Source organism: Proteus penneri (genome assembly GCF_003144535.1).
GTDB lineage: Bacteria > Pseudomonadota > Gammaproteobacteria > Enterobacterales > Enterobacteriaceae > Proteus > Proteus penneri.
In genome coordinates, this window is record NZ_PHFJ01000011.1 from 116,993 (window position 1) to 141,844 (window position 24,852).

Below are 24,852 nucleotides of genomic sequence, written 5' to 3' on the forward strand. Positions count from 1 at the left end.
TTCTATACTTACTGCTATTCAATTAATAAGGATATAAAAAGGTAAGATTATTATGTCAGAACAGCAAAACCAAGAGATGACTTTTCAAATTCAACGTATCTATACAAAAGATATCTCTTTTGAAGCGCCTAATGCCCCACAAGTTTTCCAAAAAGAGTGGCAACCAGAAGTTAAATTAGATTTAGATACTTCTTCTAACACTTTAGCTGAAAACGTCTATGAAGTTATTCTGCGCGTTACTGTAACTGCAACTATGGATAACGAAACTGCATTCCTGTGTGAAGTGCAACAAGCAGGTATCTTCACCGTTGAAGGTATTGAAGGCACTCAATTAGCACATTGCTTAGGTGCATATTGCCCTAACGTTCTGTTCCCTTATGCTCGTGAATGTATCACTAACTTAGTCAGCCGTGGTACTTTCCCACAACTGAACTTAGCACCAGTTAACTTTGATGCGTTGTTTATGAACTATTTACAACAGCAACAAACTGATGCCGCTAATGAAGGGGCTGAAGAAGCTTAATGAACGCTTCTATGACAGTTATCGGTGCCGGTTCATACGGCACCGCTTTAGCGATTACCTTAGCGCGCAATGGCCATGATGTTGTACTTTGGGGCCATGATCCTGAACATGTTGCTGCGTTAGAGCAAGCTCGCTGTAATCAGGCCTTTCTGCCCGATGTTTCCTTTCCTGATAGTTTATACATGGAAGCTTCTTTGCAAAAAGCCATTGAAGCTAGCCGTAATATTCTGGTTGTGATCCCAAGCCATGTTTTTGGTGATGTATTACAGCAGATCAAACCCTTTTTACGTCAGGATGCACGTGTTGTTTGGGCGACAAAAGGACTTGAGGCTCATACTGGTCGCTTATTGCAAGATGTAGCGCGTGAAGTATTAGGTAATGAAATCCCGCTTGCAGTTTTATCTGGCCCTACTTTTGCCAAAGAGCTTGCAGCAGGTCTGCCTACTGCGATTTCTGTGGCTTCAACGGACAATACCTTCTCTGAAGAGTTACAACAGTTGTTCCATTGTGGCAAAAGTTTCCGAGTATATAAAAATCCTGACTTTATCGGTGTCCAATTAGGTGGTGCGGTAAAAAACGTGATTGCTATTGGCGCAGGTATGTCTGATGGTATGGGGTTTGGTGCTAATGCGCGTACAGCATTGATTACTCGTGGCCTTGCTGAAATGAGCCGTTTAGGTAAAGCGTTAGGTGCAGATGCTGCAACCTTTATGGGCATGGCGGGGTTGGGTGATTTAGTTTTAACCTGTACCGATAACCAATCTCGTAATCGTCGCTTTGGTATGATGTTAGGTCAAGGCCTTGATGTGGAGACTGCCCAAGAAAAAATTGGACAAGTAGTTGAAGGCTATCGTAATACTAAAGAAGTTCGCGCATTAGCCGAACAAGTTGGTGTTGAAATGCCTATTACTGAGCAGATCTACCAAATTTTATATCAGCATAAAGACGCGAAAGAAGCGGCATTATCTTTATTAGGCCGAGCTACTAAAGATGAGATAGACAGCAATCTGTTCTAAGTCTATTTTAGATAGTTATTTATTTCTGTTTTAAACATAAGAAGCCTAAGTATTTACTTAGGCTTCAATGTAAAAAGAATGAGAGTGAGTATGTCGCTAGAAGAGCTAAAAAGAGTCTGGGATCATATTAAAAATGAAGCAAGATGCTTGGCAGATTGCGAGCCAATTTTGGCGAGTTTTTTCCATGCGACATTACTCAAACATGAAAACTTAGGTAGTGCCTTAAGTTATATGTTGGCAAATAAGCTAGCAACTCAAACAATGCCCGCGATTGCTGTTCGGGAGATTGTTGAAGAAGCATATCGTAGTGATAATTCTATGATTGAATCGGCAGCTTATGATATTTCGGCTGTGCGTTTACGCGATCCTGCCGTTGATAAATACTCTACACCACTGCTTTATTTAAAAGGTTTCCATGCCTTACAAGCTTATCGCATCGCGCATTGGTTATGGAATCAAGATCGCAAAGCGTTAGCGGTGTATCTGCAAAACCAGATTTCTGTGACCTTTGGTGTTGATATTCATCCAGCTGCCCGTATTGGCCACGGTATTATGCTTGATCACGCAACAGGCATTGTAATTGGTGAAACCGCTATCGTAGAGAACGATGTTTCTATTTTACAATCTGTGACGTTAGGTGGAACAGGTAAAACTTGTGGTGACCGTCATCCTAAAGTGCGTGAAGGTGTAATGATTGGTGCGGGTGCAAAAATACTCGGCAATATCGAGATTGGTCGCGGTGCCAAAATTGGTGCGGGATCAGTCGTTTTACATGAAGTTCCTGCGCACACTACCGTTGCTGGTGTTCCTGCTCGCATTGTTGGTAAGCCGACCAGTGACAAGCCTTCACTCGATATGGATCAACACTTTAATGGTGTCGTACCCGGTTTTGAATGTGGTGATGGCATTTAATGGCATTAACTGAAGTCACCCTTTCTGAACTAAAGGCTTGTTTACACGCTGAGTATATAGGTGATAACAAGCCTTTTAGTTGGATAAGACTTTATCACCGTGTTTTTTTCTGCCAACGTTCACGTTATCTATTTTGGTGGCGTGTCGCCCAATTCTTTTATTTTTCTAAAAATCGTTTTATCAAAAAATTAGGCATTCGTATTGGTGCTAAAAACAATCGTATATATTGCAACGATATCTCACTAAGAACGCGCATAGGTAAAGGCCTTTCATTACCACATCCCATAGGGATCGTACTAACTAATTACTGTCAGCTAGGCGAGAATGTGACGTTAATGCAAGGTGTGACAATCGGTGTAAAAGAAAAGAATGGCAAAGCGGATATTCGGGTTGGTAATAACGTTTATATTGGTTGTAACTCATCGATTATCGGCGGTGAGATAGAGATTGGTGATAATGCGGTGATTGGAGCTCATGCATTAGTACTGAAGGATGTAGGGGAAGGGTGTCGATATATCACGAAGGTTGTTGCTGAAATAAAACAATCCTCAATGTAATAAATTAACATGTTAGTTATTTGAAGTTAAAAAGCGCTAGTCATTATTTATGATCAGCGCTTTTTGCATTTCAGTCTCTTAGTAATGCACCAGGATAACCAAGTTGGCGCCATGCCTCAAAAACCACAACCGCAACCGTATTTGACAGATTCATACTGCGGCTATCAGCAAGCATTGGGACTCTGATTTTCTGCTGTGTTGGCATATTATCTAATACATAAGGTGGCAAACCACGGGTTTCAGGGCCAAACAGGAGATAATCTCCATCTTGATAACTGACATTGCTATGTGCTGGCGTGCCTTTTGTGGTTAAGGCAAATACACGCGCACCTGATGGTGATTGTGCATTATCAGGGTTTAAACCTTCACTTTCTAAAAAAGCATAATAATCGTGGTGCTGTTTAATATCAGCAAATTCACGATAATCAAGCCCTGCACGACGTAGACGTTTATCATCCCAAGTAAAACCCAATGGTTGGATCAAATGAAGATGAAAGCCTGTGTTAGCACACAGGCGGATAATATTACCCGTATTCGGTGGAATTTCGGGTTCAAATAAGACGATATTGAGCATATAAAATCGATTTAATCGTTACCAAAGAGGTCACGAGTATAAACTTTTTCTTCAACATCGTTTAGTGCTGATGACATTCTATTGGTAATAATGACATCAGACATTGCTTTAAACTCATTTAAATCACGAATTAATTTTGAATTAAAGAAGGTCTCTTCTTTCATCTCTGGTTCATAAATCACCACTTCAATCCCTTTGGCTTTAATGCGTTTCATAATGCCTTGGATAGAAGAAGAACGGAAATTATCCGAGCCAGATTTCATAATTAAACGATATACGCCGACGATTTTGGGTGATTTTGCAATAATAGAGTCTGCAATAAAATCTTTACGTGTGCGGTTAGCTTCCACTATTGCACTAATAATATTATTAGGGACAGAGTCGTAGTTGGCTAACAGCTGTTTAGTATCTTTTGGTAAGCAGTAACCGCCGTAACCGAATGATGGATTGTTATAGTGATTGCCAATACGCGGATCTAAGCAGACACCTTCAATGATTTGTCTTGAGTTCAGTCCATAAGATTCGGCATAGCTATCTAGCTCATTAAAGTAAGCAACACGGAGTGCTAGATAAGTATTAGCAAATAATTTAATCGCTTCGGCTTCTGTGGAGTCAGTGAACAGAACATCAATATCTTTTTTCAGTGCGCCTTGTTGTAAAAGGTCAGCAAACTTTTGTGCTCTTTCTGATTGTTCACCAATCACAATACGAGATGGATATAAGTTATCGTAAAGCGCACGACCTTCACGTAAGAACTCAGGGGAGAAAATAATATTATTGGTATTATATTTCTCTCTCATCTCTTTGGTAAAACCAACAGGAATGGTTGATTTTATAATCATTGTCGTGTTTGGATTATATTCTAAAACATCACGAATAACAGACTCTACAGAAGAGGTGTTGAAATAGTTCGTTTTAGGATCATAATCGGTTGGTGTGGCAATGATAACGAATTCAGCATCTTTATAAGCGAATTCTTTATCTAATGTTGCTGTAAAGTCGAGCTCTTTGGTTGCTAAAAACTCTTCAATTTCTTTGTCTGTAATTGGCGAGATTTTTTTGTTAAGTAATTCAACTTTTTCTTTATTGATATCTAACGCAACAACTTTGTTGTATTGGGAAAGCAGTATCCCGTTAGATAGACCGACATAGCCGGTACCGGAGATGGTGATTTTCATGGTTTCTCTTATCTAAAGTATATGTATTTATAATTTCACTATACTAGAATAAAAATAGATATTTTAGTGTTAATTCTCACTCTTTAGTAAAGGTATAGTATATTTAGCAATCATAAGGATCATATACTTATTAAATTAATGTAAAATTAATTTTTTATTAGAAAATAAGTAGAGAAGTGTAGGGTGTATTTTAATTATTTGTTAATACAAAGACTATTTAAAATTAATCTATTATAAAAATTCATTTTTAACTGTGTTAGCAATACCTTGTTGAAGAGTAACTGGCGCTTTAAAATCAGTATTAGTAATACTATTTGATTTAAATTGAGTGCGGGCACAGAATTTTTTGATTCGAATACTGCTTACAGGGAATTCTTTACCTGTAACTTTAGAAAGAACATCAAAACAATATCCACCAAGTAATCCAATAGCATAAGGAACTTTAATGTGGGTATGTCGTTTATCTAGAGCTGTATAAATGATATCTGTCAATTCATTCATAGTAAAATCAGGTTTATCAATATAATTAATATATGATGACCAGATTCTATTTTAGTAGCAAATTTTAAGAAAGCAGCGATGTTTTCTACATAAGCCATAGATTTTTTATTATTACCTGAACCCACCATTAAAAATTTACCCGATGCTATTTGGCGGAATAGGTTATATACGTTCCCTCTATTGCCCTCACCAAATACAACGGTTGGCCTGATAACGATTAATGTATTTGTATTATCTTTTTTATACCAAGCTTCATACTTATGTTCAGCTTCAAGTTTTGATTTTCCATAATCATTAAATGGATGAAACTCACCATCTTCACCCGTTTCTTTTTCAACAAATCCATATACAGCAACAGATGAAGTAAATACGATATGTTTAATATTTAGTTGTTCAGCAACCTCACAAACATTTTTAGCTCCATCTACATTAACTTCATAATATAAACTAATAGGATGTACATTATCTTTATGTTGTGTCGCTAAGTTGATAATAACATCAGAGCCTTTTAATGGTTCAAGTAATGTCCTCTTCCTAGCATTTCAACATTTAATTTATTTTTATGTAAATATATTTCATTTAGTGTTGTTATTTCTAATTCACCGCGTTTTGATGGTTTGATTTCTTTCGCTAGTTTAATGACATCGTTATCATAAAAATATAAACCAGTAACAGCATAATTAGATTTAGGTTGTGAGGGTTTTTCTTCTATCGAAATAACTTTTTTATTTTCATCAAATTCAACAACACCAAATCTCTTTGGATCCTTTACTTGGTAACCAAAGATCGTTGCACCGTTAGTTTTTGACGCTGCTTCTTTTAGTTTTGGGGAAAAAGCTTGACCATAAAAAATATTATCGCCCAAAACTAAGCAGACACTATCATTACCAATAAATTTTTCACCAATAATAAATGCTTGGGCTAATCCTTCAGGTTTTGGTTGTACAGCATATTGAATAGAAACACCAAATTGTGAACCATCGTTTAATAGGCGCTGAAAACCATTTTGATCTTCTGGTGTTGTAATAATGAGTATTTCTCTAATACCTGCAAGCATCAATACAGATAAAGGATAGTAGATCATTGGTTTATCATAGATAGGTAGTAATTGTTTAGATACACCCATTGTAATTGGGTAAAGTCTTGTCCCTGAGCCACCAGCTAAAATAATGCCTTTCATTTTTAAACCCTAAGAAGGTATGTATATTTATTTTATATAAAAAATAAATATACATAAAATATTTACTAAATTCGTATAATTTAAATATTTTATATTAAAGATACTATAAATTTTATATAGCTTTTTCTACATAGCTACCACACTGGGTTTACGGCCCCCAGAGCGCCAAAATTTATCTCGAAAAACCCTTATCTATATGTAATATAAGAATTTTATTATATAAGCATACTTTAACAATATGCGAAAATCCGCACTGAGAGTAGACTCTTCAAACCAGACGGTCAAGTAATAGCTGGGTATTTTAGCATTGATTGTAGATATATAAATATCGGAATAGCGATCGATTCAGCCAGATCATTCTGAATTGCATCAATAAATGCGAACAAAAAGAATATGCCACCTATTCTTCAATAGATGGCAGGATATTTTGATACAACAGTTTAATTACTCTATTAAGCCGTTGGCGATTTGTTACTTGCACCCGCTCTCGGCAACCAAATCTCAACCCTCAACCCACCTAATGGGCTGTCATCGGCTTTAACATGGCCTCTGTGTTGGCTGACGGCAGTTTCAACAATCGCTAATCCTAAGCCCGTACCACCGGATTCACGATCTCTAGCTTCGTCAGTGCGATAGAATGGTCGGAAGATATGCTCTCTATCTTCAGGGCTAACGCCTGGGCCATCATCATCAACAATAATGGTGATACCTTGGTTCTGTTCAGTAAACGCGACTTCAATGCGAGAATTTGAATAACGCAGAGCATTACGGACTATATTCTCAAATGCACTCGCCAGAGAATATGGATTGCAGTAAATAGGCCAGGCTCCTGGAGGTGTTGTGACTTGCAGTGTCTTATTACTTTGTTCGGCCTCAAATTTAGCGTTATCTAAAATGTCATCCCACAATTCGTTGGCTTTTACTGTTTCGCGTAATAACTCGTTTTTATACTGATTACGGGAAAGCACCAGTAAGTCATTAATCATACCATCAAGGCGTTGAGTCTCAGTTTCAATACGCTCTAGCTCCTTGCTCTCTCCACTACGACGACGCAACAATGCGCTGGCTAATTGTAAGCGTGTTAATGGGGTACGTAGTTCATGAGAAATATCAGAGATCAGACGTTGTTGCGCCTCTACCATACGTTCAAGAGCACTTATCATCTGATTAAAACTTGTGCCTGCGGCTAAAAACTCTTGAGGGCCAGTTTCTAGTTCAGGGTGAGGGCGTAGGTTACCTTTAGCCACATCGTCAGCCGCATTTTTAAGCTGTCTTGCGGGTTTTGCTAAGCTCCAAGAAAGCCATACTAATAATGGTGTGCTGATAAGCATGGTGAATATGAGTAACAACAATGGTTTATCAAATAATAAGTTGATAAAGTCAGATTGAGGGCTACTTGAAGGGCGTACGAGATAAAGTTGGTAATGATCTTCACCATCCCTTACAGAAAAAGGCCCTAGCATCTCAGAGCGACCATATTTTTTCTTTTTGGGGTGATCGGCGTTATCAGATTGACCAATAAAGTTTCTGACAACTTGCATCTCATTACGTTGAGCACCGATAATCCGGCCTTCACTCGTGACAATAATTAAACGTTGGCCAGGGGGAGCCCATTTATCAATGGCTCGAATTAATCGACGCCACCAAAGGAGATCGTTAGCCGGATCTTGAGCTAATTCAGCTTCGATATGTTGTTCTAGCATAACGCCTTGACGGTATTCACTCTCTAAAAGAGGGGTAAGCTGGCGCGAGTCCAGCTTTGGAACCATCATAACTAGCACGAGAACTAATGCTAGCGTCAGCCAGAATATTGCGAAAATGCGCGCTGACAGACTATTTATCATAAAGAATATTTATCAAGTTATTGAAACCATCAGATAACCACGGCCACGTAACGTTTTAAACCAAGGTTGTCCATCTGTTCTTTCTGGTAATTTACGACGTAAATTAGAAATATGCATATCAATCGCTCTATCAAACGGTGTTAAGCGCTTGCCAAGGACTTCTTGGCTTAGATGTTCGCGTGATACCACTTGTCCTAAATGCTGAGCAAGTAAATAAAGCAAAGTAAACTCAGTTCCTGTTAACTCTAGCGGTTCATTATCAAAACTTGCTTCTTGTCGGCCAGGGTTAAGTTGTAATTTATCAACCTGTAATGTTGGAGATGTCGTGCTATCAGTCTGTTTTTGTTCGCTCCAGTTTGAACGACGCAAAATAGCTCTGATACGCGCAACTAGCTCTCTATCATTAAAAGGTTTTGGTAAATAATCATCAGCACCTAGCTCTAAGCCAAGAACTCGGTCAAGATCACTGCCTCTTGCCGTTAACATAATGACTGGGGTCTGGAAATTTTGGCGTAACTCTTTGAGTGTCTCAATCCCGTTTTTACGTGGCATCATGATATCCAGTAATAACAAGTCGACAGACGCATCCAAAAGTTTAAGTGCTTGTTCGCCATCAGAGGCGATTACAACATTAAAGCCTTCCATTTCAAGCAGTTCTTTCAATAGCGATGTTAATTCGCGATCGTCATCCACTAATAAGATTTTATGCATTCGTCAATTCCTCCAAGAGAAAAATACGATAATAAATAGCGCGAATCTATGACTTTACGTTCTTTTACACGCTCTGACGCTAGTTTGCAGCCGTAACGGTATAGTAATCCACATAGCAAAGAATTACACATATGAATTATACACATTGAGTCGTATTAATTAGGTCGGTATTAATTTACCGAATTAGGAGTGAAGCAATGCGTAAAGTAGCAGTAGTTGCACTAGCATCAATGTTTTTGGCAGCTCCGACGATGGTATTAGCTGAAACCGCAAATACTAATCCGCCTACTGAGCAACAGTATAATGGTAACTACCACTGCGGTTATGGCTATGGAATGCATGGCGACCGTGATTATAGAGGTCACCGCGGACAACGAGGACATATGATGGATCGCAATTATGGCGAGTCACGTATGTTTAACGGTATCACATTAACTGAGCAACAACGTACTCAAATGCGCGATTTAATGCGCCAGCATCACCAAGATAGATATAACGGAAATTTCCGTCAGTATCATGAGAATATGCATAAATTAGTTACTGCTGAAAAGTTTGATGAAGCAGCAGTCAAAGCACAGATGCAAGATATGGATAAACAAGCAATAGAGCGCCATGTAGAAATGGCAAAAGTCCATAACCAAATGTATCAGTTGTTAACCCCAGAACAGAAAGCGCAATTGGAAAAGAATTACCAACAGCGAATGTCGTATTTTGACCAACAAAGTCAACAGAATTAGTAATGAAGTAAGAGTGTAGTAAAGTAGTACCTAGTTAGAGAGTAAGTAGCAACAACGAAGTTTTTTCCTTGCCATAGACACCATCCCTGTCTTTTGCAGCCCCTCTGGAGAGGGGCTTTTTTTTTGTTTGTTATATTTTTAGTTATATCAGTTTTATTTTAGATAAAAGTATACTTTTCTTTCTATTGTATTTTTTAGTGTGAAATCTAAAATTTGTTGTTTTAGCCTAGAGAGCTCTCGTATAATTTTATTATTACTTCCTGTCTTGTTATGTATAACGCGATGAATTCTATTATCTTCTAAAATACTAGGGAAATTATTATCATTTTTATTTAAAACAAAATCTTGTATACATAAGCAAGGCATAGTTTGTCCAACAATATATTTATTGTTTATTAATAAATCATTGAATATTTCATGATCTATTGGATTGTTAATAGGTTTTTGAGATATTTTATCAAATAAAAAATGAGCACCTTTATTTGTGATAATATATCCTGCAGTACCTAAATGCCGACTTTTTAACCTAACAATTTGAAAATCATTGATTTTCTTTATTGGTCTAATGGATGTTTTTATTTTATCATTAGATTTTTCAATTTTTATAATATCAATATTTTTGTTCACCCATGAATAATTTCTTAGCAATTCTTCAGAATTTTTTCCTAGGTAAATATCATCTTCAAAAATTCCAGCTACATCAATATTTTCATCAATAATCTTTTTCCATAAAAATATATGACTTAAAAAACATCCTTTTTCTCCAGCTGTTAAATTAGGATTATTAAAGCATATATTTAAATGTTCTGAGACATCTAAGTTATTCTTATTTATAGCATCAAAAAATAAGAATGGAATATTTTTTGAATTGAATTGAATTGATTAGATATATGTGTACGCCTATCTTCATTATTATCTTTTAAGCTAATTATGAAATTATTCATGTAATATTCTTTATCTAAGTAATATTTTAAGGGAAATATAAGAGTGTTATTTCCCTTAATAGATTTGTTTTTATTTTGTTAGCTCATCTTTGATGATTGCATGTGTATTTTTTATAAAATCATCCACATTATGAATTTTTTTAATATAATCAATGGCTTCTATTGATAGTGTTTTTCTCTTTTCGTCATTCTCAATGAGTTCTCTAACTGCTTCTACAAATAAGTCTACTTTATCAAAACCATTACCAAGAACTTCTCCAACATGGATACCAAATTTAGAAGTTAAGTCGTCCGGATTTCTGTTACTAACAAGTAATGTTCCAAAAGATAAGGCTTCAAGGAATGAAACAGGTAATGCCTCATGAATAGAGCTATTAACTAGCACTTTTGCATCGCGTAAATATTTATTTTTTTCCTCACCTTCAACATGACCCACAAAGTGAAGATTCGGAATCTTTTCATATTCTGACATGATATCGTGATTTTTGTCATCAGCTCTAAATATCTTACCTAAAACATAGAAATTGTATTCAGGCATTTTTTTTGCAATTTCACAGAAAATCCAACCTCGTTTAACAGATGCAATACGGCCTAAAAAAACAACATTATTTTGTTTAGGGTGAGTTAAAACATCAAAATTATAGTCAATATCGATTGGATTTGGAGCAAAATCAATAGAAACGTTTTTATCTAAATTATATAAATCAATGGCTTTTTGATTAAGGCACTGTGCCTGAGTAATAAATCGTACTCTTCCTTCTTTGTACCAAGAATGAACAAGATCGTAGATTTTTTGATTATAGTAAGATGTTTCAGGAATTAATTTTACTGTGAAAATTTCATCCCATTCATACATAGGTCTGGGATCTTGTATCCAAAGAATTAGTCATTTTGATGGATCTAGTTCATTTTTTAATACATTATCGTGTGTAAGCTCAACACTGAAATAGATATCATAGTCTTTCTTTTTTAAGAATCTTTGTGTAAACCATTTTCTGCGAGGGAGTTTATAAAGCGCTACATCATCGACTATTGTTTTTTCAGCAAAAAAATGACTTTTTCCTTTACCTAATAAGACATCGAATTCAAACTCTTCATTTTTTAAATATTTAGCAATGTAATATCTTGCTAAGTACCCATACCCACCAAATCGAGTATTTGCAGCCCCAAAGAATTCATCAACAATAAGAGCTACTTTAATTTTGCGTTTATTTTCTTTATTCATAACATGTAGAACTCGCAATAGAGTGTGAAATAATTATTTAACATAACAATATAATTTGGTGGATTTTTAAGATTTTTTATTTCACTGAGGTGAATGAGCAATTTGTAGTAATAGAGCTAGCTGAAATTACCCATAAACAATAAATTATATTCTTATATTTTACGTTTACGGTGCGGTTGGTGCCGCACCAGTTTACATGATTTTTATCTTGACCTACAACAACGCCTCTGGAGATTCAGGTAAAATCTGTCCACCATCGACAATAATTGTCTGCCCTGTAATATATTTTGCTTCATTCGACGCAAAGAAGGTAGCGGCGTAACCGATATCTTCAGGTTCACCTAAAGTATGTGTTGGGATTGATGCCTTCATTTGATTTAAATACGCTTCACCTTGCGCCTGTAAGCCTTCGGTGAGGATATTACCCGGCATCACAGCATTAATGGTTATACCATGACGTGCATATTCAAGTGCTGCGCTGCGCATAAAGCCAAGTTGTCCTGCTTTGCTTGCCCCGTAGTGGCTCCAACCTGGATAGCCTGTGATTGCACCCGTAATGGATGACGTGATAATCACACGACCTTGTTTTTGTTTCTCCATGACACGAAGTGCAGCTTTCACTAAAAAGAACATACCTTTAAGGTTAACTGTATGCATTTTATCCCAATCAGCTTCGGTCATCTCTTTAATCGTGGCTTGAGGGAAAATGCCTGTATTGGAACAAAGAATATCAAGTTTGCCATACTCTTTTACGACATCATCAACCACTTTTTCACAGGCGGATTGATGAGTGACATCAAGGTGCATAAACTCAACATTTAATTCTTGTTTTGTTTTATTGCCAGCAACATCATCAATATCGGCAATAATCACCTTAGCACCACTATTTTTTAGGGCGATGACAATACCTTTACCAATGCCTTTTGCGCCACCTGAAACTAAAGCGATTTTACCCGTTAAATCAAACATAAAACCTCCTATTAAGTGAAAGTTCCACTGTATCAGTCTCGGTTGAAAAGCGGTAAATCAACCAGAGAACTTTGTTGTCGGTCACAAATGTACCTTAGATCATTTTTTTCTTTAAAAGGATGACATCACAAAATAGAGAGATAAACGGCAGATAGAACATCACACCAGAGAAAAACTGAATATTTATCAAAATATGCCGATGCTATTTTTTAGCATAAATAGTGTTTTTTTGAGATGAATGCAAAAAGGCAGTAAAGTGTCTGTATAAAAAGTGTTAACTTATTAGAGAAACATATTTGAGATAGACTAGTATAATCTTTATATAGCCCATTTGATTAGTTTAATGCGCATCAAGTTTATGAAAAAAAATATACGATAATGATGAACTGGTAAAAAATATGCGTACAATGGTATTGTTGAATCAATTCAGCATTTACGATATCGGTATATAATACCAGACAAGCCGATATTGAGATAAAAAGTTATTCCAACAATTTTGCAATAATTACATCGAATAAGAATCAGAGGTAATCATGGTCAATAGGATCAAAAGAATTGGGGTTTTAACAAGTGGTGGTGATGCACCAGGTATGAATGCCGCGATCCGTGGTGTTGTTCGTGCCGCACTAAGTGAAGGTTTAGAGGTTTATGGGATTATGGATGGCTATATGGGGCTATACGAAAATCGCATGAAAAAACTCGACCGTTTTAGTGTGTCAGACATGATCAACCGTGGTGGTACGTTCCTTGGTTCTGCTCGTTTCCCTGAATTCCGTGAAGACAACGTTCGCGCTGTTGCCATCGAGAACATGAAACAAAATGAGCTTGATGCCCTAGTCGTTATTGGCGGTGATGGTTCTTATCTTGGTGCGAAAAAACTGACGGAAGCAGGTTTTCCATGTATCGGTTTACCGGGCACAATTGATAATGACGTTGCTGGCACTGATTATACTATCGGGTATTTTACTGCATTAGAAACGGCTGTTGAAGCAATTGACCGCTTACGTGATACATCAACTTCTCACAAACGTATCTCTATCGTGGAAGTGATGGGGCGTTACTGTGGTGACTTAACACTGTCTGCGGCAATCGCAGGGGGCTGTGAATTTGTTGTTCTGCCTGAATCTGAATTACCTTTTGATCGTGATGAATTGCTGGCAGAAATCAAAGCGGGTATTGAACGTGGTAAACGCCACGCAATCGTCGCAATCACCGAACATGTTTGTGATGTGCATGAATTAGCTCGTTTTATTGAAGCCGAAACTAAACATGAAACGCGTGCAACGGTATTAGGTCATATCCAACGTGGTGGTTCTCCAGTTGCTTACGACCGTATTCTTGCTTCTCGTATGGGAGCTTATTCTGTACAACTGCTATTAGAAGGTTACGGTGGTCGTTGTGTTGGTATTCAAAATGAAAAACTGGTTCACCATGATATTATTGATGCGGTCATGAATATGAAACGTGTCTTTAAAGCTGATTGGTATGAAACAGCGAAAAAACTCTATTAATCAATAGTGTTATCGTAATACCTGAGCCTTTCTGAGTTCTATCCTTATTCGTGAACTGCTCTGATACATTTTCTTTGTGTCAGAGTAGCTTCTCGAGTGAAAATATTTCATTTAACTATTTCTATCCTCCATTATTTCTTTTTATCCCCTTATATTGATAGTCATATTCCCGTTGTGTATATCCATCGGTTTTTTGTTATTTCATCGTGATAACACTTTCTGTCAGCCTAGTTAAATACTTAACGATAAAGGGTGGATAGTTATGTTTAAACAATGGGGTTTATTATCAACGACTTTAGTCGTATTACTTTTTTCTAATAGTTTATGGGCTAAAGATATTCAGTTATTAAATGTCTCTTATGATCCAACGAGAGAGCTTTATCAGCAGTATAACCAAGCATTTAGTCAGTATTGGAAGCAGAAAACGGGAGATAGTGTCACTATTCGCCAATCACATGGTGGTTCAGGAAAGCAAGCGACATCAGTTATCAATGGTATTGAAGCGGATGTTGTCACATTGGCACTCGCTTATGATATCGATGCGATTGCACAAAGAGGAAGTATCGACAAGCAATGGATAACACGATTACCCGATAACTCTGCTCCTTATACTTCAACGATTGTTTTTCTGGTGAGAAAAGGAAATCCTAAGCAGATAACAGATTGGGATTCGCTGATAAAACCGGGTGTTTCCATTATTACACCTAATCCTAAAACCTCAGGAGGTGCAAGATGGAACTATCTTGCGGCATGGGGTTATGGATTAAAAGCTAATCATCAAGATAGTGAAAAAGCGAAAGCCTTCGTTAAAGCACTTTATCAGCAAGTTGAAGTATTAGATTCAGGAGCACGAGGCGCAACCAATACCTTTGTTGAGCGAGGCATCGGTGATGTATTAATTGCATGGGAAAACGAAGCGTTATTAGCGATTAATGAACTAGGCGCTGATAAATTTGAGATAGTCACACCATCAGTATCTATTCTTGCAGAGCCTACAGTATCTGTAGTTGATAAGGTTGTCGATAAACGAGGAACTCGAGAAATTGCCACAGCGTACTTAGATTATCTTTACTCATCACAGGGACAAGAGATTGCAGCAAAAAACTATTATCGCCCTAGAGACAAAGCAATAGCAGAGAAATACCAAAGTCGTTTCCCAAAACTCGAACTATTTACGATTGATGAGGTTTTTGGTAATTGGCAATCAGCACAGAAAATACATTTTGCGACAGGCGGTGTGTTTGATGAAATAAGTCGTCGTTGATGTGTCATAAAGCAAAAACAAAAAAATCACCTTCTGGTTTTATATCCAGCAAGGTGATTTTCTCTATTTTTTATCTCTTAATGGCAGAAGCCAAAAAGATAAAATTATTTTTTCGCTTTTGCAGCGGCGGCTGCTTTAACGATAACGGCAAATGCATCAGCTTTCAGTGATGCGCCACCGACTAATGCACCGTCGATGTCTGGTTGACCAAACAGTTCAGCGGCATTTTTATCGTTAACAGAACCACCGTATTGGATGATTACTTGTTCAGCGATAGCGGCATCTTTCTTCGCAATATGATCACGAATAAATTTATGGACAGCTTGTGCTTGTGCTGGAGTTGCAGATTTACCAGTACCGATAGCCCAGATTGGTTCATAAGCAATAACGGCATCTTTAAATGCTGCAGCACCATGTGCATTTAACACGGCATCGATTTGGCGAGCACACACTTCTTGCGTTTTGCCAGCTTCATTTTCTGCTTCAGTTTCACCAATACATAATACTGGTGTTAAACCTAACTCTTTTAACACGCCGAATTTTTGAGCGATAAACTCGTCAGATTCTTTATGATAAGTACGACGCTCAGAGTGACCAATGATAACGTATTTAACATCAACGTTTTTCAGCATTTCTGCTGAAGTTTCACCAGTGAAAGCACCTGATAAGTGAACACCGGTATCTTGAGCACCTAATGCGATACGGCTTCCACCAATTTCATGGCGTGCTTGGCATAGATAAACTGCGGGTGGTGCGATAGCAACATCACAACCTGCAACACCGCTAACTTCTTTACGTAATGCAGCAATTAATTCATGAACCATATGAATGCTGCCGTTGAGTTTCCAGTTACCCATGACTAATGGATGGCGCATAACTTTTCCTCCAACCGAGTGGTTTAAATTTAGTTTGCTAATAAACACGAATTCTGTTGATGCACAACAGTATAGAGAACAATGAATAGAATAGCTTTGTTTTTTATCACGGAATAGCTGAAACGATCTTGCTGTTTAAAGAAAGCTTAATCGGTTCAATAGCAAAGGTTGTTAATTGTTCACCTTCATGGGCAACAATATAGCGAATAGCACCCACATCATGGCTAATATAATCAGAAGTTTGATTTTTAAAGGCGAATAAATTGAGAGCCTCTTGAATTTGCTCTGGGGTTATTGATGAGTCAAATTGAGCCACCAAAGTAATAATATATTGTGTGGTGATCTCGCGATTTCTCTTTTCTAATTCAGGTGAATCAGGGGTATGGATCAGCGTGAGTTGTAAGCTTTTTATTTTTTCGCTACCGCGCTCTAATATTGCAGATGAATAGAGATAAGGTGTAATACGCGTTGCGGCTCTGACAAGCGGAATGGCAATATCGTGATTAGTGATAATTTTATATTCATTAAGCGATAACAACGGATTTTGTTGATTGAACTTAGCTCTTAGCTCCGGAATTGTCATTTCAAAAACAGGTGCATCTTGCTTAAGATAGGCAATATCATCTTTACTGGGCTGTTTTTGTGCGACAGACATCTCTGTTGCAAAAACAGAAGTTGGCAAACAAAGAGCAATGCTTATGATTATCAGGTATAACGTAGAAAGTGTATTTGCTTTTATCATCTGTCCTCCGCTTGTCTGTGCTGTTATTGGCTAGTCTGTATTATTTGATACTAAATGGACAGTGTAATTCACAAATTAAGTAAATTATTGAGAATTTATGACCTTACAACATTGGGTATTTTCATTCAAAGGGCGAATTGGACGTCGTGACTTTTGGGCTGGTTTAGGGGGTTGTTTCGCTCTTTTTTTAGGCCTTTTTATTATCAATGATATGATTTATCCATTACCTGCCATTGTAATATGGATAGTGTTCCTTTTTATTCTTTATCCGCTATGTGCAATTTTTACTAAAAGACTCCATGATAGAAATAAAAGAGGAATATGGCTTTTATTACTTTTACTTGCTGTGATGTTGGGGCTGGCAGATACAAGTAGTTTAGAACCATTTTGGCAATGGGCGATAGGACGTTTTCTTCCTTCTTTTATCGGAATGATTATGTTGCTTGATTGCGGTGTCTTTGTTGGTAATGACGGTGAAAACTATTTTGGTAAACAGACTGAACAAGTAGATTATCGTCGCTGGCGTTAATCTATATGATTAAATCAATGAGGGTGAGAGAAATAAGCTCACCCTTATTTTTTATTACCAATATTGCTCACTGGTGATATGTCCGGGTTTGCGTCGTAAGTGCTTACGCATTTCCCGTTGTTCTTTTAAGAGTTGTTGAGTATCTCTGACCATTTGAGGATTACCACACAACATAATATGGCTCTCTTCTGGGCTGATGGTTAGGCCAACCGTTTTTTCTAAAGCGCCACTTTCAATTAATGCAGGAATACGTCCGGTTAATGAGCCAATGTGATTTTCACGGCTGACAATGGTTTGAATACGTAATTTGCCTTGATAACGTTCAACGAGTTTTTCCATTAAAGGTAAATAACTTAAGTCATTAGCATATCGAACAGCATGAACAAGAACGATATTTTCAAATCGCTCAAGATCGTGACCTAATTGCAAAATAGATAAAAAAGGCCCAATGGCGGTTCCTGTCGAAAGCATCCAAAGTGTATTTGTTGTGGGAATTTCTTCTAATACAAAAAAACCACTGGCTTGCTTAGTGATCAGAAGTTCATCACCGACGTTAAGTGCGCTTAATTTAGGGCTTAATTTTCCATTAGGCACAGTGACCAGATAGAATTCTAAATTGGGATCATCTGGTGCGTTTACATAAGAGTAGGCTCGTTGTACTCGCTCTCCATCAATATCTAGCGCTAATTTTGCAAATTGTCCGGCTGTAAACTTATCAATAGGAGCATTGACGACGAGACTTATTAACGCATCAGTCCAGTGATGAACTTGAATAACTTTTCCATTCACCCAATTAGCCATAGAGATAATCTCCTTTTGATAAACACGCTTATGTTGCTTATTTATTCTAAATAGGAAGTGGCTTTTTATTTATCAATATGGTGTGGTGATGTGATTAATCTAAGATTTTGTCAATAAATGACACAAAATGTACATTTATATTGACATCTATGGTGTATTTCTCTGACATTAATCTTTATACAAAAATTGCTGACTATCTCGCAAATTTCTCCAAATTTGTTAACTTAGTCTCATTCTGAGAAGGTACGCATTTTGCAGAGTTTATTTTTATAAATTCTCTGTGGTATGCGTCTGTCCGTTAATTTATTTATCTAAAATTCTTGAGAAAAGAAATGAGAAAGTTAGAGCATGCAAATCTATTATTATTGATAATTGCATTGGTTGCTGTGGGTCAAATGACTCAAACTATTTATGTTCCTGTTATTGCTGATATGGCCGTTTACTTTGGTGAACCCACAGGGGCGGTACAGCAAGTTATGGGGGCCTATCTTTTTTCTTATGGTTTTTCACAGTTAATTTATGGACCTATATCCGACAAAGTAGGGCGCCGTCCTGTTATTTTAGTCGGAATGACTATCTTTTGTTTATCTACGCTGGTGGCGATTTTCTCGCAAAATTTAATCACACTGGTTATTGCCAGTACCTTACAAGGTATGGGAACAGGTGTTGCGGGTGTCATGACACGTACTCAACCTCGTGATTTATATACAGGCACTGCATTACGTTACGCCAATAGTTTGTTAAATATGGGGGTTTTAGTTAGTCCATTATTAGCACCGATGATTGGTGGTGTTGTCGCTCACTTCTTTGGCTGGCATGCGTGTTATATCTTCTTATTATTATTAGGAACCAGTGTCCTGTTTTGTATGTATCGTTGGATGCCAGAAACGCGCCCAGTGCAAGTTGAAAAACGTAAAATGTTGTCATCATTTTACTTACTACTTTCAAATAGTACTTTCAGTGCATTTTTGATTATGTTGATTTGTGCATTATCTGGTATTGCTGTTTTTGAAGCATCAAGCGGTGTGTTAATGGGAGGAGTATTAGGATTAAATAGTATTACTATCAGTATATTATTTATTTTACCGATCCCTGCGGCATTTTTTGGCGCTTGGTATGCTGGTCGTGAAGGTAAAACCTTTGTGCAATTGATGTGGCATTCTGTTTTTTGTTGTTTATCAGCCGGTATCTTAATGTGGCTCCCCGGTTGGCTAAATATCATGAATATTTGGACGCTTCTAGTACCTGCCGCACTATTTTTCTTTGGTGCTGGTATGCTATTTCCATTGGCAACAACGGGTGCAATGGAACCATTCCCTTATTTAGCAGGCTCCGCGGGTGCATTGGTGGGTGGACTACAAAATGTGGGTTCAGGTGTTGCAACATGGTTTTCAGCCTTATTACCACAACATAATCAATTTAGCTTAGGTATGATTATGTTTGCGATGTCAGTGGCTATTATGCTTTGTTGGCTTCCTTTGGCTCATCGTTTTAGCCATGAAGAACATACTATTTAGGCTATTGGTGTCATCAATTAAATAAAAATGCCGAGAATAGAATTTTCTCGGCATTTTGGTTTTGTAGCCTAGGCTACTTCTCTCTCAACTCGTTGTATTAATTAAGCGCGATCTTCCCACTCTTGTGCACGAGCGACGGCTTTTTTCCAGCCGTTATAGCGATAGTTGCGCTCAGTGGTTTCGATACCAGGGCGGAATTCTTTATCAATAGCAGCTTTGTTTTTCACTTCTTCTAAATCACTCCAGAAACCAATAGCAAGACCTGCAAGGAATGCTGCACCTAATGCGGTACTTTCACGAACAACAGGGCGTTCTACACGAGTACCTAAAATATCGGATTGGAACTGCATTAAGAAGTTGTTGGCAACAGCACCACCATCAACACGCAGTGATTGTAAACGCGCACCTGAATCGGCTTGCATTGCATCAAGTACATCGCGTGTCTGATAAGCGATAGATTCTAAGGTTGCACGAATGATGTGATTACGGTTAGCACCACGGGTTAAACCAAAAATAGCACCACGAGCATACGGATCCCAATATGGTGCACCTAAGCCTGTAAATGCAGGAACAACATAGACACCATTAGTATCGTTTACCTTAGTTGCGAAATATTCAGAGTCGGTGGCTTCATCAATGAGTTTTAGCTCATCACGTAGCCATTGAATGGACGCGCCACCAACGAATACGGCACCTTCTAAGGCATAGTTTACTTCACCGCGAGGGCCACAGCAGATAGTTGTTAACAAACCATGATTAGAGCGAACGGCTTCTGTACCTGTATTCATCAGTAAGAAGCAGCCTGTACCATAGGTATTTTTCGCCATCCCACTTTGTACGCAAAGTTGACCATAAAGTGCAGCTTGTTGGTCGCCCGCCATACCCGCGATAGGAATACGTGTACCCCCTTTACCACCAATGTTTGTTTGGCCATAGACTTCTGAAGATGGCACCACTTTTGGTAACATATTGCGAGGAATATCCAGCAGATCGAGAATTTTTTGATCCCAATCTAAAGAGTGGATATTGAATAACATGGTGCGTGAGGCGTTAGTGTAATCTGTAACGTGAACGCGACCTTGTGTCATTTTCCAAACTAGCCAAGTATCAACAGTACCGAATAGCAATTCGCCTTTTTCTGCTTTTTCACGCGCACCTTCGACGTTGTCGAGGATCCATTTTAATTTTGTACCAGAGAAATAAGGGTCAACCATTAACCCGGTGTTTTGACGAATATATTCTTCAACACCTTCTTTATCTTTTAAACGCGTACAGAAATCCGCAGTACGACGGCATTGCCATACAATGGCGTTATAAACAGGTTTACCCGTTTCTTTATCCCATACAATCGTGGTTTCACGTTGGTTTGTAATACCAATACCGGCAACGTGGTCGGATGGAATATCTGCTTTTGCTAATACTTCAACTAGGGTTGCACTTTGTGTTGCCCAAATTTCCATTGGATCGTGTTCAACCCAGCCTGGCTTAGGATAGATTTGGGTGAATTCGCGTTGTGAAATACTGACGATATTGGCATCATGATCAATAACTACGGCACGTGAGCTTGTTGTACCCTGATCCAGTGCAACAATGTATTTTTTCTCGGTATTCGATGTATTTGTTTCTGTTGTCATATTAGTAACCTGTTCTGATAATCAACAATATTGCTCTTAATTTTATTTATCGTCTTCAATTTTGCAGGTATCGCAAGGTAAATGACGGCCAATTAATTTACGGTAAGCCAATGCACCTAAGATACCACCGATAAATGGAGCAATTATTGGAACTAAGAAATAAGGGATATCGCGTCCACCAGTCAGCGCAATATCACCCCAGCCAGCAAAGTACGCAACCAATTTTGGACCAAAGTCACGAGCTGGGTTTAAGGCGAATCCGGTTAATGGGCCAAATGCACCACCGATTACGGCAATTAAGATACCAATTAATAAAGGTGCTAATGGGCCTTTAGGTACACCGTTGCCATCATCAGTTAAGGCTAAAATTAAGCCAACTAATATAACGGCAATGATAACTTCAACAAAAAAGGCATGTATAACGGAAATTTGAGCTGCAGGATAAGTTGAAAATACACCAGCGGTGAAGAGACTTTCTTGTGAGCCTCTGACAATGCCATTAACTTGTTCGTAGTCGAGGAAAACACTGTAATACATAAAGTACACAATAGCTGCGGCAAAGAAGCCACCTAACATTTGTGCAATAATATAAGGGATAACTTTTCTGCGTTCAAAGCAAGCAAATAACCAAAACGCAACAGTTACTGCTGGGTTCAAGTGAGCACCAGAAGTGCCAGCGGTAAGATAAACGGCTAAGGCAACACCCAGCCCCCAGATAATACTTATCTCCCACAGTCCTAGCTCTGCACCTGCAATACGTACTGCAGCAACACAACCAAGACCAAAGAAGACTAGCAACGCAGTTCCGATAAATTCAGAAATGCATTGACCCATAAGAGAGGTTTTCGTCTGGCTCATATATTCTATCCTGAAAGAGGGTTATTTATTGTTAGTATTCTTTTCGAATTGAAAAGATAACTGTGAATTTATCGTTAATGAGCGTAAACGAGAATAAGCGAAATTGAAATTTGTGTGTCTCATCAAGAAAATGAGTGAAAACGCTCTTAATTAGTGACTTGATCGACATTTGTAATGTGATCTGACCAGTGTTTTTGAAAAATTGAAAAAAGAATGTAATTCCTCGGAAGATGCTAGACAGTTGTTGATAGGCTACTTACAATCGGAAGTATCGATTATATGGGGGATTACAGTATGTCATTTGAAGTTTTCGAAAAGTTAGAATCAAAAGTACAACAAGCAATTGATACCATCACGTTATTACAGATGGAAATCGAAGAGCTAAAAGAAAAAAATGATGCGCTGAGCCAAGAAGTTCAAGAAGCAAAAGGATCACGCGAAGCCCTTGTTCGTGAAAATGAAGAATTGAAACAAGAGCAATCAAGCTGGCAAGAGCGCTTACGCGCGCTGTTAGGCAAAATGGAAGACGTGCAGTAATTGTCTTTGTTTGCTTAAAACCTAAAAAACAAAAGCCACCGTTAGGTGGCTTTTGAGTATTGAAATCGTAAGAATGCAATTAAAAAGTAACAATTACTCTTCAATCAAATCTTCATCTAAGCCTAATGGTTCTTCTGATAAGATGATCCCAGTGTTATCGGCATAAAGATAATCACCAGAGAAGAAGGTAACACCACCGAAGTTAACACGGATATCACTTTCACCAATGCCTTCACTTTGGCAACCCGCAGGGATAGCTGCCATTGCTTGAATACCTAAATCAAGCTCTGATAATGCATCAACTTGACGTACTGCACCGTAAACAACAATGCCTTCCCATTCATTAGAAACAGCAAGTTGCGCGAGTTCAGCATCAACTAAGGCTTTACGTACAGAGCCACCGCCATCGACCAAAAGAATGCGGCCTTTACCATTTTCTTCGAGTAAATCATAAAGCAGGCCATTATCTTCAAAGCATTTAACGGTGATGATTTGCCCGTTAAAGGCACTTTGACCACCAAAGTTTGAGAAAAGCGGTTCTACGACATTGATATCTTCTTGATAGATATCACAGAGTTCAGAAGTATCATATTTCATAGGAGATTACGTCAGGTTGCCACAGGAAAGGCCAGTATATCCCTTAACAGGGGTGGTTGGCAAAAGACTCACTGAAATTTCAGTGAGTCAAATCAACAATCGAGTGAAATTATTCTAAAACTAAACCTAAAGAGAAAAGAACGTTAGTTAGCAGTGCTGCTTTTACCATGTGTTCGAGTAGAGGACGCATCCCTTCGCCGGAGTGATCAGCGTTTACACGTTTGATATGCAGTAAAAGCATCGGGGTGGCGAGTAAAAATAACCACGCGGTCCAGCGATGCATATAGAGTAGAGTAAAGATAATTAAGCAGGCAATAGAGAGAAAAATAACACAGGTATGGTAAGTCCGAGAGCCAGCAGGGCCTAAGCGAACCGCTAATGTATTTTTACCTGCCTGAATATCACTTTCTAAATCGCGCATATTATTAATGTTTAGAACAGCGACAGAAAGTAAACCACAGGCCGTAGCAGGAAGTAGGGTAACAATATCAAAGGTGTTAGATTGTAAGTAATAAGTTCCGATGACACTCAACCAGCCAAAGAAAATTAAAACAGAGATATCACCTAGCCCCATATAACCATAAGGGCGCTTACCCACGGTATAAGTAATTGCAGCAACAATAGCGAGTAAACCCATCACTAAGAAGCCAATAGCGTCTTCAGGCTTTTTACAGGCGACAATAATCAGTGCAATACCACAGATACAGGAAATAATAACATTTAAAATCAGCGCTTTTTTCATTTGAGCGGCTGTTATTATGCCTTTTTGCATTCCACGAAGTGGCCCTAAACGCTCTTCAGTATCCGTTCCTTTTACGGCATCACCGTAGTCATTAGCAAGGTTTGATAGGATCTGTAACGTTCCTGCTGTCAAAATAGCAAGCAGTGCAATAGGTAGCTCAAAATGCCCCATCCAATACGCTAATGCGGAGCCAGTCACAATGGCAATTAACCCTAAAGGCAGTGTTTTGGGTCGTAAACTTTCAAGCCAGGCTTGAGTCCGGCTAGTGGAATTTAGAGAGCTCATGCTGAAATTCGATACTCATGTTCGTTGTTATTATAAAAATAAGAATGGGAGGCAAGCCTCCCACGTAAATATTGCTGATAAGGATCGCA

25 protein-coding genes and 2 pseudogenes are annotated in these 24,852 nt (G+C 38.1%); 10 read left to right on the forward strand and 17 right to left on the reverse strand.

Annotation, left to right across the window (positions count from 1 at the left end; translation table 11 throughout):
• Window positions 1–52 precede the first annotated feature (52 nt).
• From secB to CUB63_RS13530, 4 genes are all read left to right on the forward strand, one after another.
• A complete protein-coding gene (gene secB / locus CUB63_RS13515; RefSeq protein ID WP_006534205.1) occupies window positions 53–523 on the forward strand; it encodes a protein-export chaperone SecB in 471 nt (156 codons plus the stop codon).
• Window positions 523–1,539, forward strand: a complete 1,017-nt coding sequence (gene gpsA / locus CUB63_RS13520) for an NAD(P)H-dependent glycerol-3-phosphate dehydrogenase (protein WP_006534204.1) — start codon at window positions 523–525, stop codon at window positions 1,537–1,539. Before secB ends, gpsA begins: the two co-directional genes overlap by 1 nt.
• A 90-nt stretch (window positions 1,540–1,629) precedes the next feature.
• Complete coding sequence (cysE, locus tag CUB63_RS13525; RefSeq protein WP_072064676.1) at window positions 1,630–2,451, forward strand: serine O-acetyltransferase; 822 nt, start codon at window positions 1,630–1,632, stop codon at window positions 2,449–2,451.
• On the forward strand, window positions 2,451–3,008 hold the full coding sequence (locus CUB63_RS13530; protein WP_006534202.1) for a serine acetyltransferase: 558 nt from the start codon (window positions 2,451–2,453) through the stop codon (window positions 3,006–3,008). Before cysE ends, CUB63_RS13530 begins: the two co-directional genes overlap by 1 nt.
• A gap of 70 nt (window positions 3,009–3,078) precedes the next feature.
• Here CUB63_RS13530 and trmL read toward each other — a convergent pair whose 3' ends face one another.
• The 6 genes and pseudogenes from trmL to cpxR form a co-directional block, all read right to left on the reverse strand.
• Window positions 3,079–3,582 carry a tRNA (uridine(34)/cytosine(34)/5-carboxymethylaminomethyluridine(34)-2'-O)-methyltransferase TrmL gene (gene trmL, locus CUB63_RS13535; protein ID WP_006534201.1) on the reverse strand — a complete coding sequence of 168 codons (504 nt, stop codon included), beginning with the start codon at window positions 3,580–3,582 and terminating at the stop codon, window positions 3,079–3,081.
• An 11-nt stretch (window positions 3,583–3,593) separates the two neighbouring features.
• Window positions 3,594–4,760, reverse strand: a complete 1,167-nt coding sequence (locus CUB63_RS13540; RefSeq protein WP_109848265.1) for a nucleotide sugar dehydrogenase — start codon at window positions 4,758–4,760, stop codon at window positions 3,594–3,596.
• Window positions 4,761–4,991: 231 nt separating this feature from the next.
• A pseudogene (locus CUB63_RS13545) lies at window positions 4,992–5,788 on the reverse strand (NAD-dependent epimerase/dehydratase family protein); the annotation flags it as partial.
• Window positions 5,788–6,441 (reverse strand): annotated as a pseudogene (rfbA, locus tag CUB63_RS13550) (glucose-1-phosphate thymidylyltransferase RfbA); the annotation flags it as partial. The pseudogenes CUB63_RS13545 and rfbA, both read right to left, overlap by 1 nt.
• A 452-nt stretch (window positions 6,442–6,893) precedes the next feature.
• Window positions 6,894–8,285, reverse strand: a complete 1,392-nt coding sequence (cpxA, locus tag CUB63_RS13555; protein WP_072064663.1) for an envelope stress sensor histidine kinase CpxA — start codon at window positions 8,283–8,285, stop codon at window positions 6,894–6,896.
• Between the two features lie 12 nt (window positions 8,286–8,297).
• The gene (gene cpxR, locus CUB63_RS13560; protein ID WP_006534175.1) at window positions 8,298–8,996 is read right to left on the reverse strand and encodes an envelope stress response regulator transcription factor CpxR; all 699 of its coding nucleotides are present in this window, start codon (window positions 8,994–8,996) and stop codon (window positions 8,298–8,300) included.
• Between the two features lie 197 nt (window positions 8,997–9,193).
• On the opposite strand from cpxR, the gene cpxP reads away from it, so the two are divergent.
• Window positions 9,194–9,733, forward strand: coding sequence for a cell-envelope stress modulator CpxP (cpxP, locus tag CUB63_RS13565; protein ID WP_109848266.1), 540 nt, complete (start codon window positions 9,194–9,196; stop codon window positions 9,731–9,733).
• Between the two features lie 153 nt (window positions 9,734–9,886).
• Here cpxP and CUB63_RS13570 read toward each other — a convergent pair whose 3' ends face one another.
• The 4 genes from CUB63_RS13570 to fabG all read right to left on the reverse strand — a co-directional run bounded on the left by CUB63_RS13570 (window position 9,887) and on the right by fabG (window position 12,871).
• Complete coding sequence (locus CUB63_RS13570) at window positions 9,887–10,612, reverse strand: glycosyltransferase family 25 protein (RefSeq protein WP_109848267.1); 726 nt, start codon at window positions 10,610–10,612, stop codon at window positions 9,887–9,889.
• 135 nt (window positions 10,613–10,747) lie between these two features.
• The gene (locus tag CUB63_RS13575) at window positions 10,748–11,533 is read right to left on the reverse strand and encodes a glycosyltransferase family 4 protein (protein WP_197939063.1); all 786 of its coding nucleotides are present in this window, start codon (window positions 11,531–11,533) and stop codon (window positions 10,748–10,750) included.
• A gap of 30 nt (window positions 11,534–11,563) precedes the next feature.
• The gene (locus CUB63_RS17635; protein ID WP_197939062.1) at window positions 11,564–11,902 is read right to left on the reverse strand and encodes a hypothetical protein; all 339 of its coding nucleotides are present in this window, start codon (window positions 11,900–11,902) and stop codon (window positions 11,564–11,566) included.
• Between the two features lie 213 nt (window positions 11,903–12,115).
• Complete coding sequence (gene fabG, locus CUB63_RS13580) at window positions 12,116–12,871, reverse strand: 3-oxoacyl-ACP reductase FabG (protein ID WP_109848268.1); 756 nt, start codon at window positions 12,869–12,871, stop codon at window positions 12,116–12,118.
• A gap of 533 nt (window positions 12,872–13,404) precedes the next feature.
• On the opposite strand from fabG, the gene pfkA reads away from it, so the two are divergent.
• Together pfkA and CUB63_RS13590 are read left to right on the forward strand one after the other, a co-directional pair.
• Window positions 13,405–14,382 (forward strand): 6-phosphofructokinase, encoded by a 978-nt coding sequence (gene pfkA, locus CUB63_RS13585; protein ID WP_109398909.1) that lies wholly within the window; start codon window positions 13,405–13,407, stop codon window positions 14,380–14,382.
• Window positions 14,383–14,644: 262 nt separating this feature from the next.
• Complete coding sequence (locus CUB63_RS13590) at window positions 14,645–15,646, forward strand: sulfate ABC transporter substrate-binding protein (protein WP_109848269.1); 1,002 nt, start codon at window positions 14,645–14,647, stop codon at window positions 15,644–15,646.
• Window positions 15,647–15,750: 104 nt separating this feature from the next.
• On the opposite strand, the gene tpiA is transcribed toward CUB63_RS13590, so the two are convergent.
• Together tpiA and CUB63_RS13600 are read right to left on the reverse strand one after the other, a co-directional pair.
• Complete coding sequence (gene tpiA, locus CUB63_RS13595; protein ID WP_072064658.1) at window positions 15,751–16,521, reverse strand: triose-phosphate isomerase; 771 nt, start codon at window positions 16,519–16,521, stop codon at window positions 15,751–15,753.
• A 106-nt stretch (window positions 16,522–16,627) separates the two neighbouring features.
• Complete coding sequence (locus CUB63_RS13600; protein WP_006534166.1) at window positions 16,628–17,263, reverse strand: DUF1454 family protein; 636 nt, start codon at window positions 17,261–17,263, stop codon at window positions 16,628–16,630.
• A gap of 97 nt (window positions 17,264–17,360) precedes the next feature.
• On the opposite strand from CUB63_RS13600, the gene CUB63_RS13605 reads away from it, so the two are divergent.
• A complete protein-coding gene (locus tag CUB63_RS13605; RefSeq protein ID WP_072064656.1) occupies window positions 17,361–17,792 on the forward strand; it encodes a DUF805 domain-containing protein in 432 nt (143 codons plus the stop codon).
• Between the two features lie 54 nt (window positions 17,793–17,846).
• Here CUB63_RS13605 and fpr read toward each other — a convergent pair whose 3' ends face one another.
• Complete coding sequence (gene fpr, locus CUB63_RS13610; RefSeq protein WP_109848270.1) at window positions 17,847–18,593, reverse strand: ferredoxin--NADP(+) reductase; 747 nt, start codon at window positions 18,591–18,593, stop codon at window positions 17,847–17,849.
• A 332-nt stretch (window positions 18,594–18,925) separates the two neighbouring features.
• Here fpr and emrD point away from each other — a divergent pair, with 332 nt between their 5' ends.
• Window positions 18,926–20,110 (forward strand): multidrug efflux MFS transporter EmrD, encoded by a 1,185-nt coding sequence (gene emrD, locus CUB63_RS13615; RefSeq protein ID WP_109848271.1) that lies wholly within the window; start codon window positions 18,926–18,928, stop codon window positions 20,108–20,110.
• A gap of 101 nt (window positions 20,111–20,211) precedes the next feature.
• On the opposite strand, the gene glpK is transcribed toward emrD, so the two are convergent.
• A complete protein-coding gene (gene glpK, locus CUB63_RS13620; protein WP_109398903.1) occupies window positions 20,212–21,744 on the reverse strand; it encodes a glycerol kinase GlpK in 1,533 nt (510 codons plus the stop codon).
• Window positions 21,745–21,786: 42 nt separating this feature from the next.
• Window positions 21,787–22,602 (reverse strand): MIP/aquaporin family protein, encoded by an 816-nt coding sequence (locus CUB63_RS13625; RefSeq protein ID WP_006534156.1) that lies wholly within the window; start codon window positions 22,600–22,602, stop codon window positions 21,787–21,789.
• Between the two features lie 294 nt (window positions 22,603–22,896).
• Here CUB63_RS13625 and zapB point away from each other — a divergent pair, with 294 nt between their 5' ends.
• The gene (gene zapB, locus CUB63_RS13630; RefSeq protein ID WP_072064652.1) at window positions 22,897–23,139 is read left to right on the forward strand and encodes a septal ring assembly protein ZapB; all 243 of its coding nucleotides are present in this window, start codon (window positions 22,897–22,899) and stop codon (window positions 23,137–23,139) included.
• Between the two features lie 93 nt (window positions 23,140–23,232).
• Here zapB and rraA read toward each other — a convergent pair whose 3' ends face one another.
• The gene (rraA, locus tag CUB63_RS13635) at window positions 23,233–23,736 is read right to left on the reverse strand and encodes a ribonuclease E activity regulator RraA (RefSeq protein WP_006534154.1); all 504 of its coding nucleotides are present in this window, start codon (window positions 23,734–23,736) and stop codon (window positions 23,233–23,235) included.
• Window positions 23,737–23,845: 109 nt separating this feature from the next.
• A complete protein-coding gene (locus CUB63_RS13640) occupies window positions 23,846–24,763 on the reverse strand; it encodes a 1,4-dihydroxy-2-naphthoate polyprenyltransferase (RefSeq protein WP_072064651.1) in 918 nt (305 codons plus the stop codon).
• Window positions 24,764–24,852 lie beyond the last annotated feature (89 nt).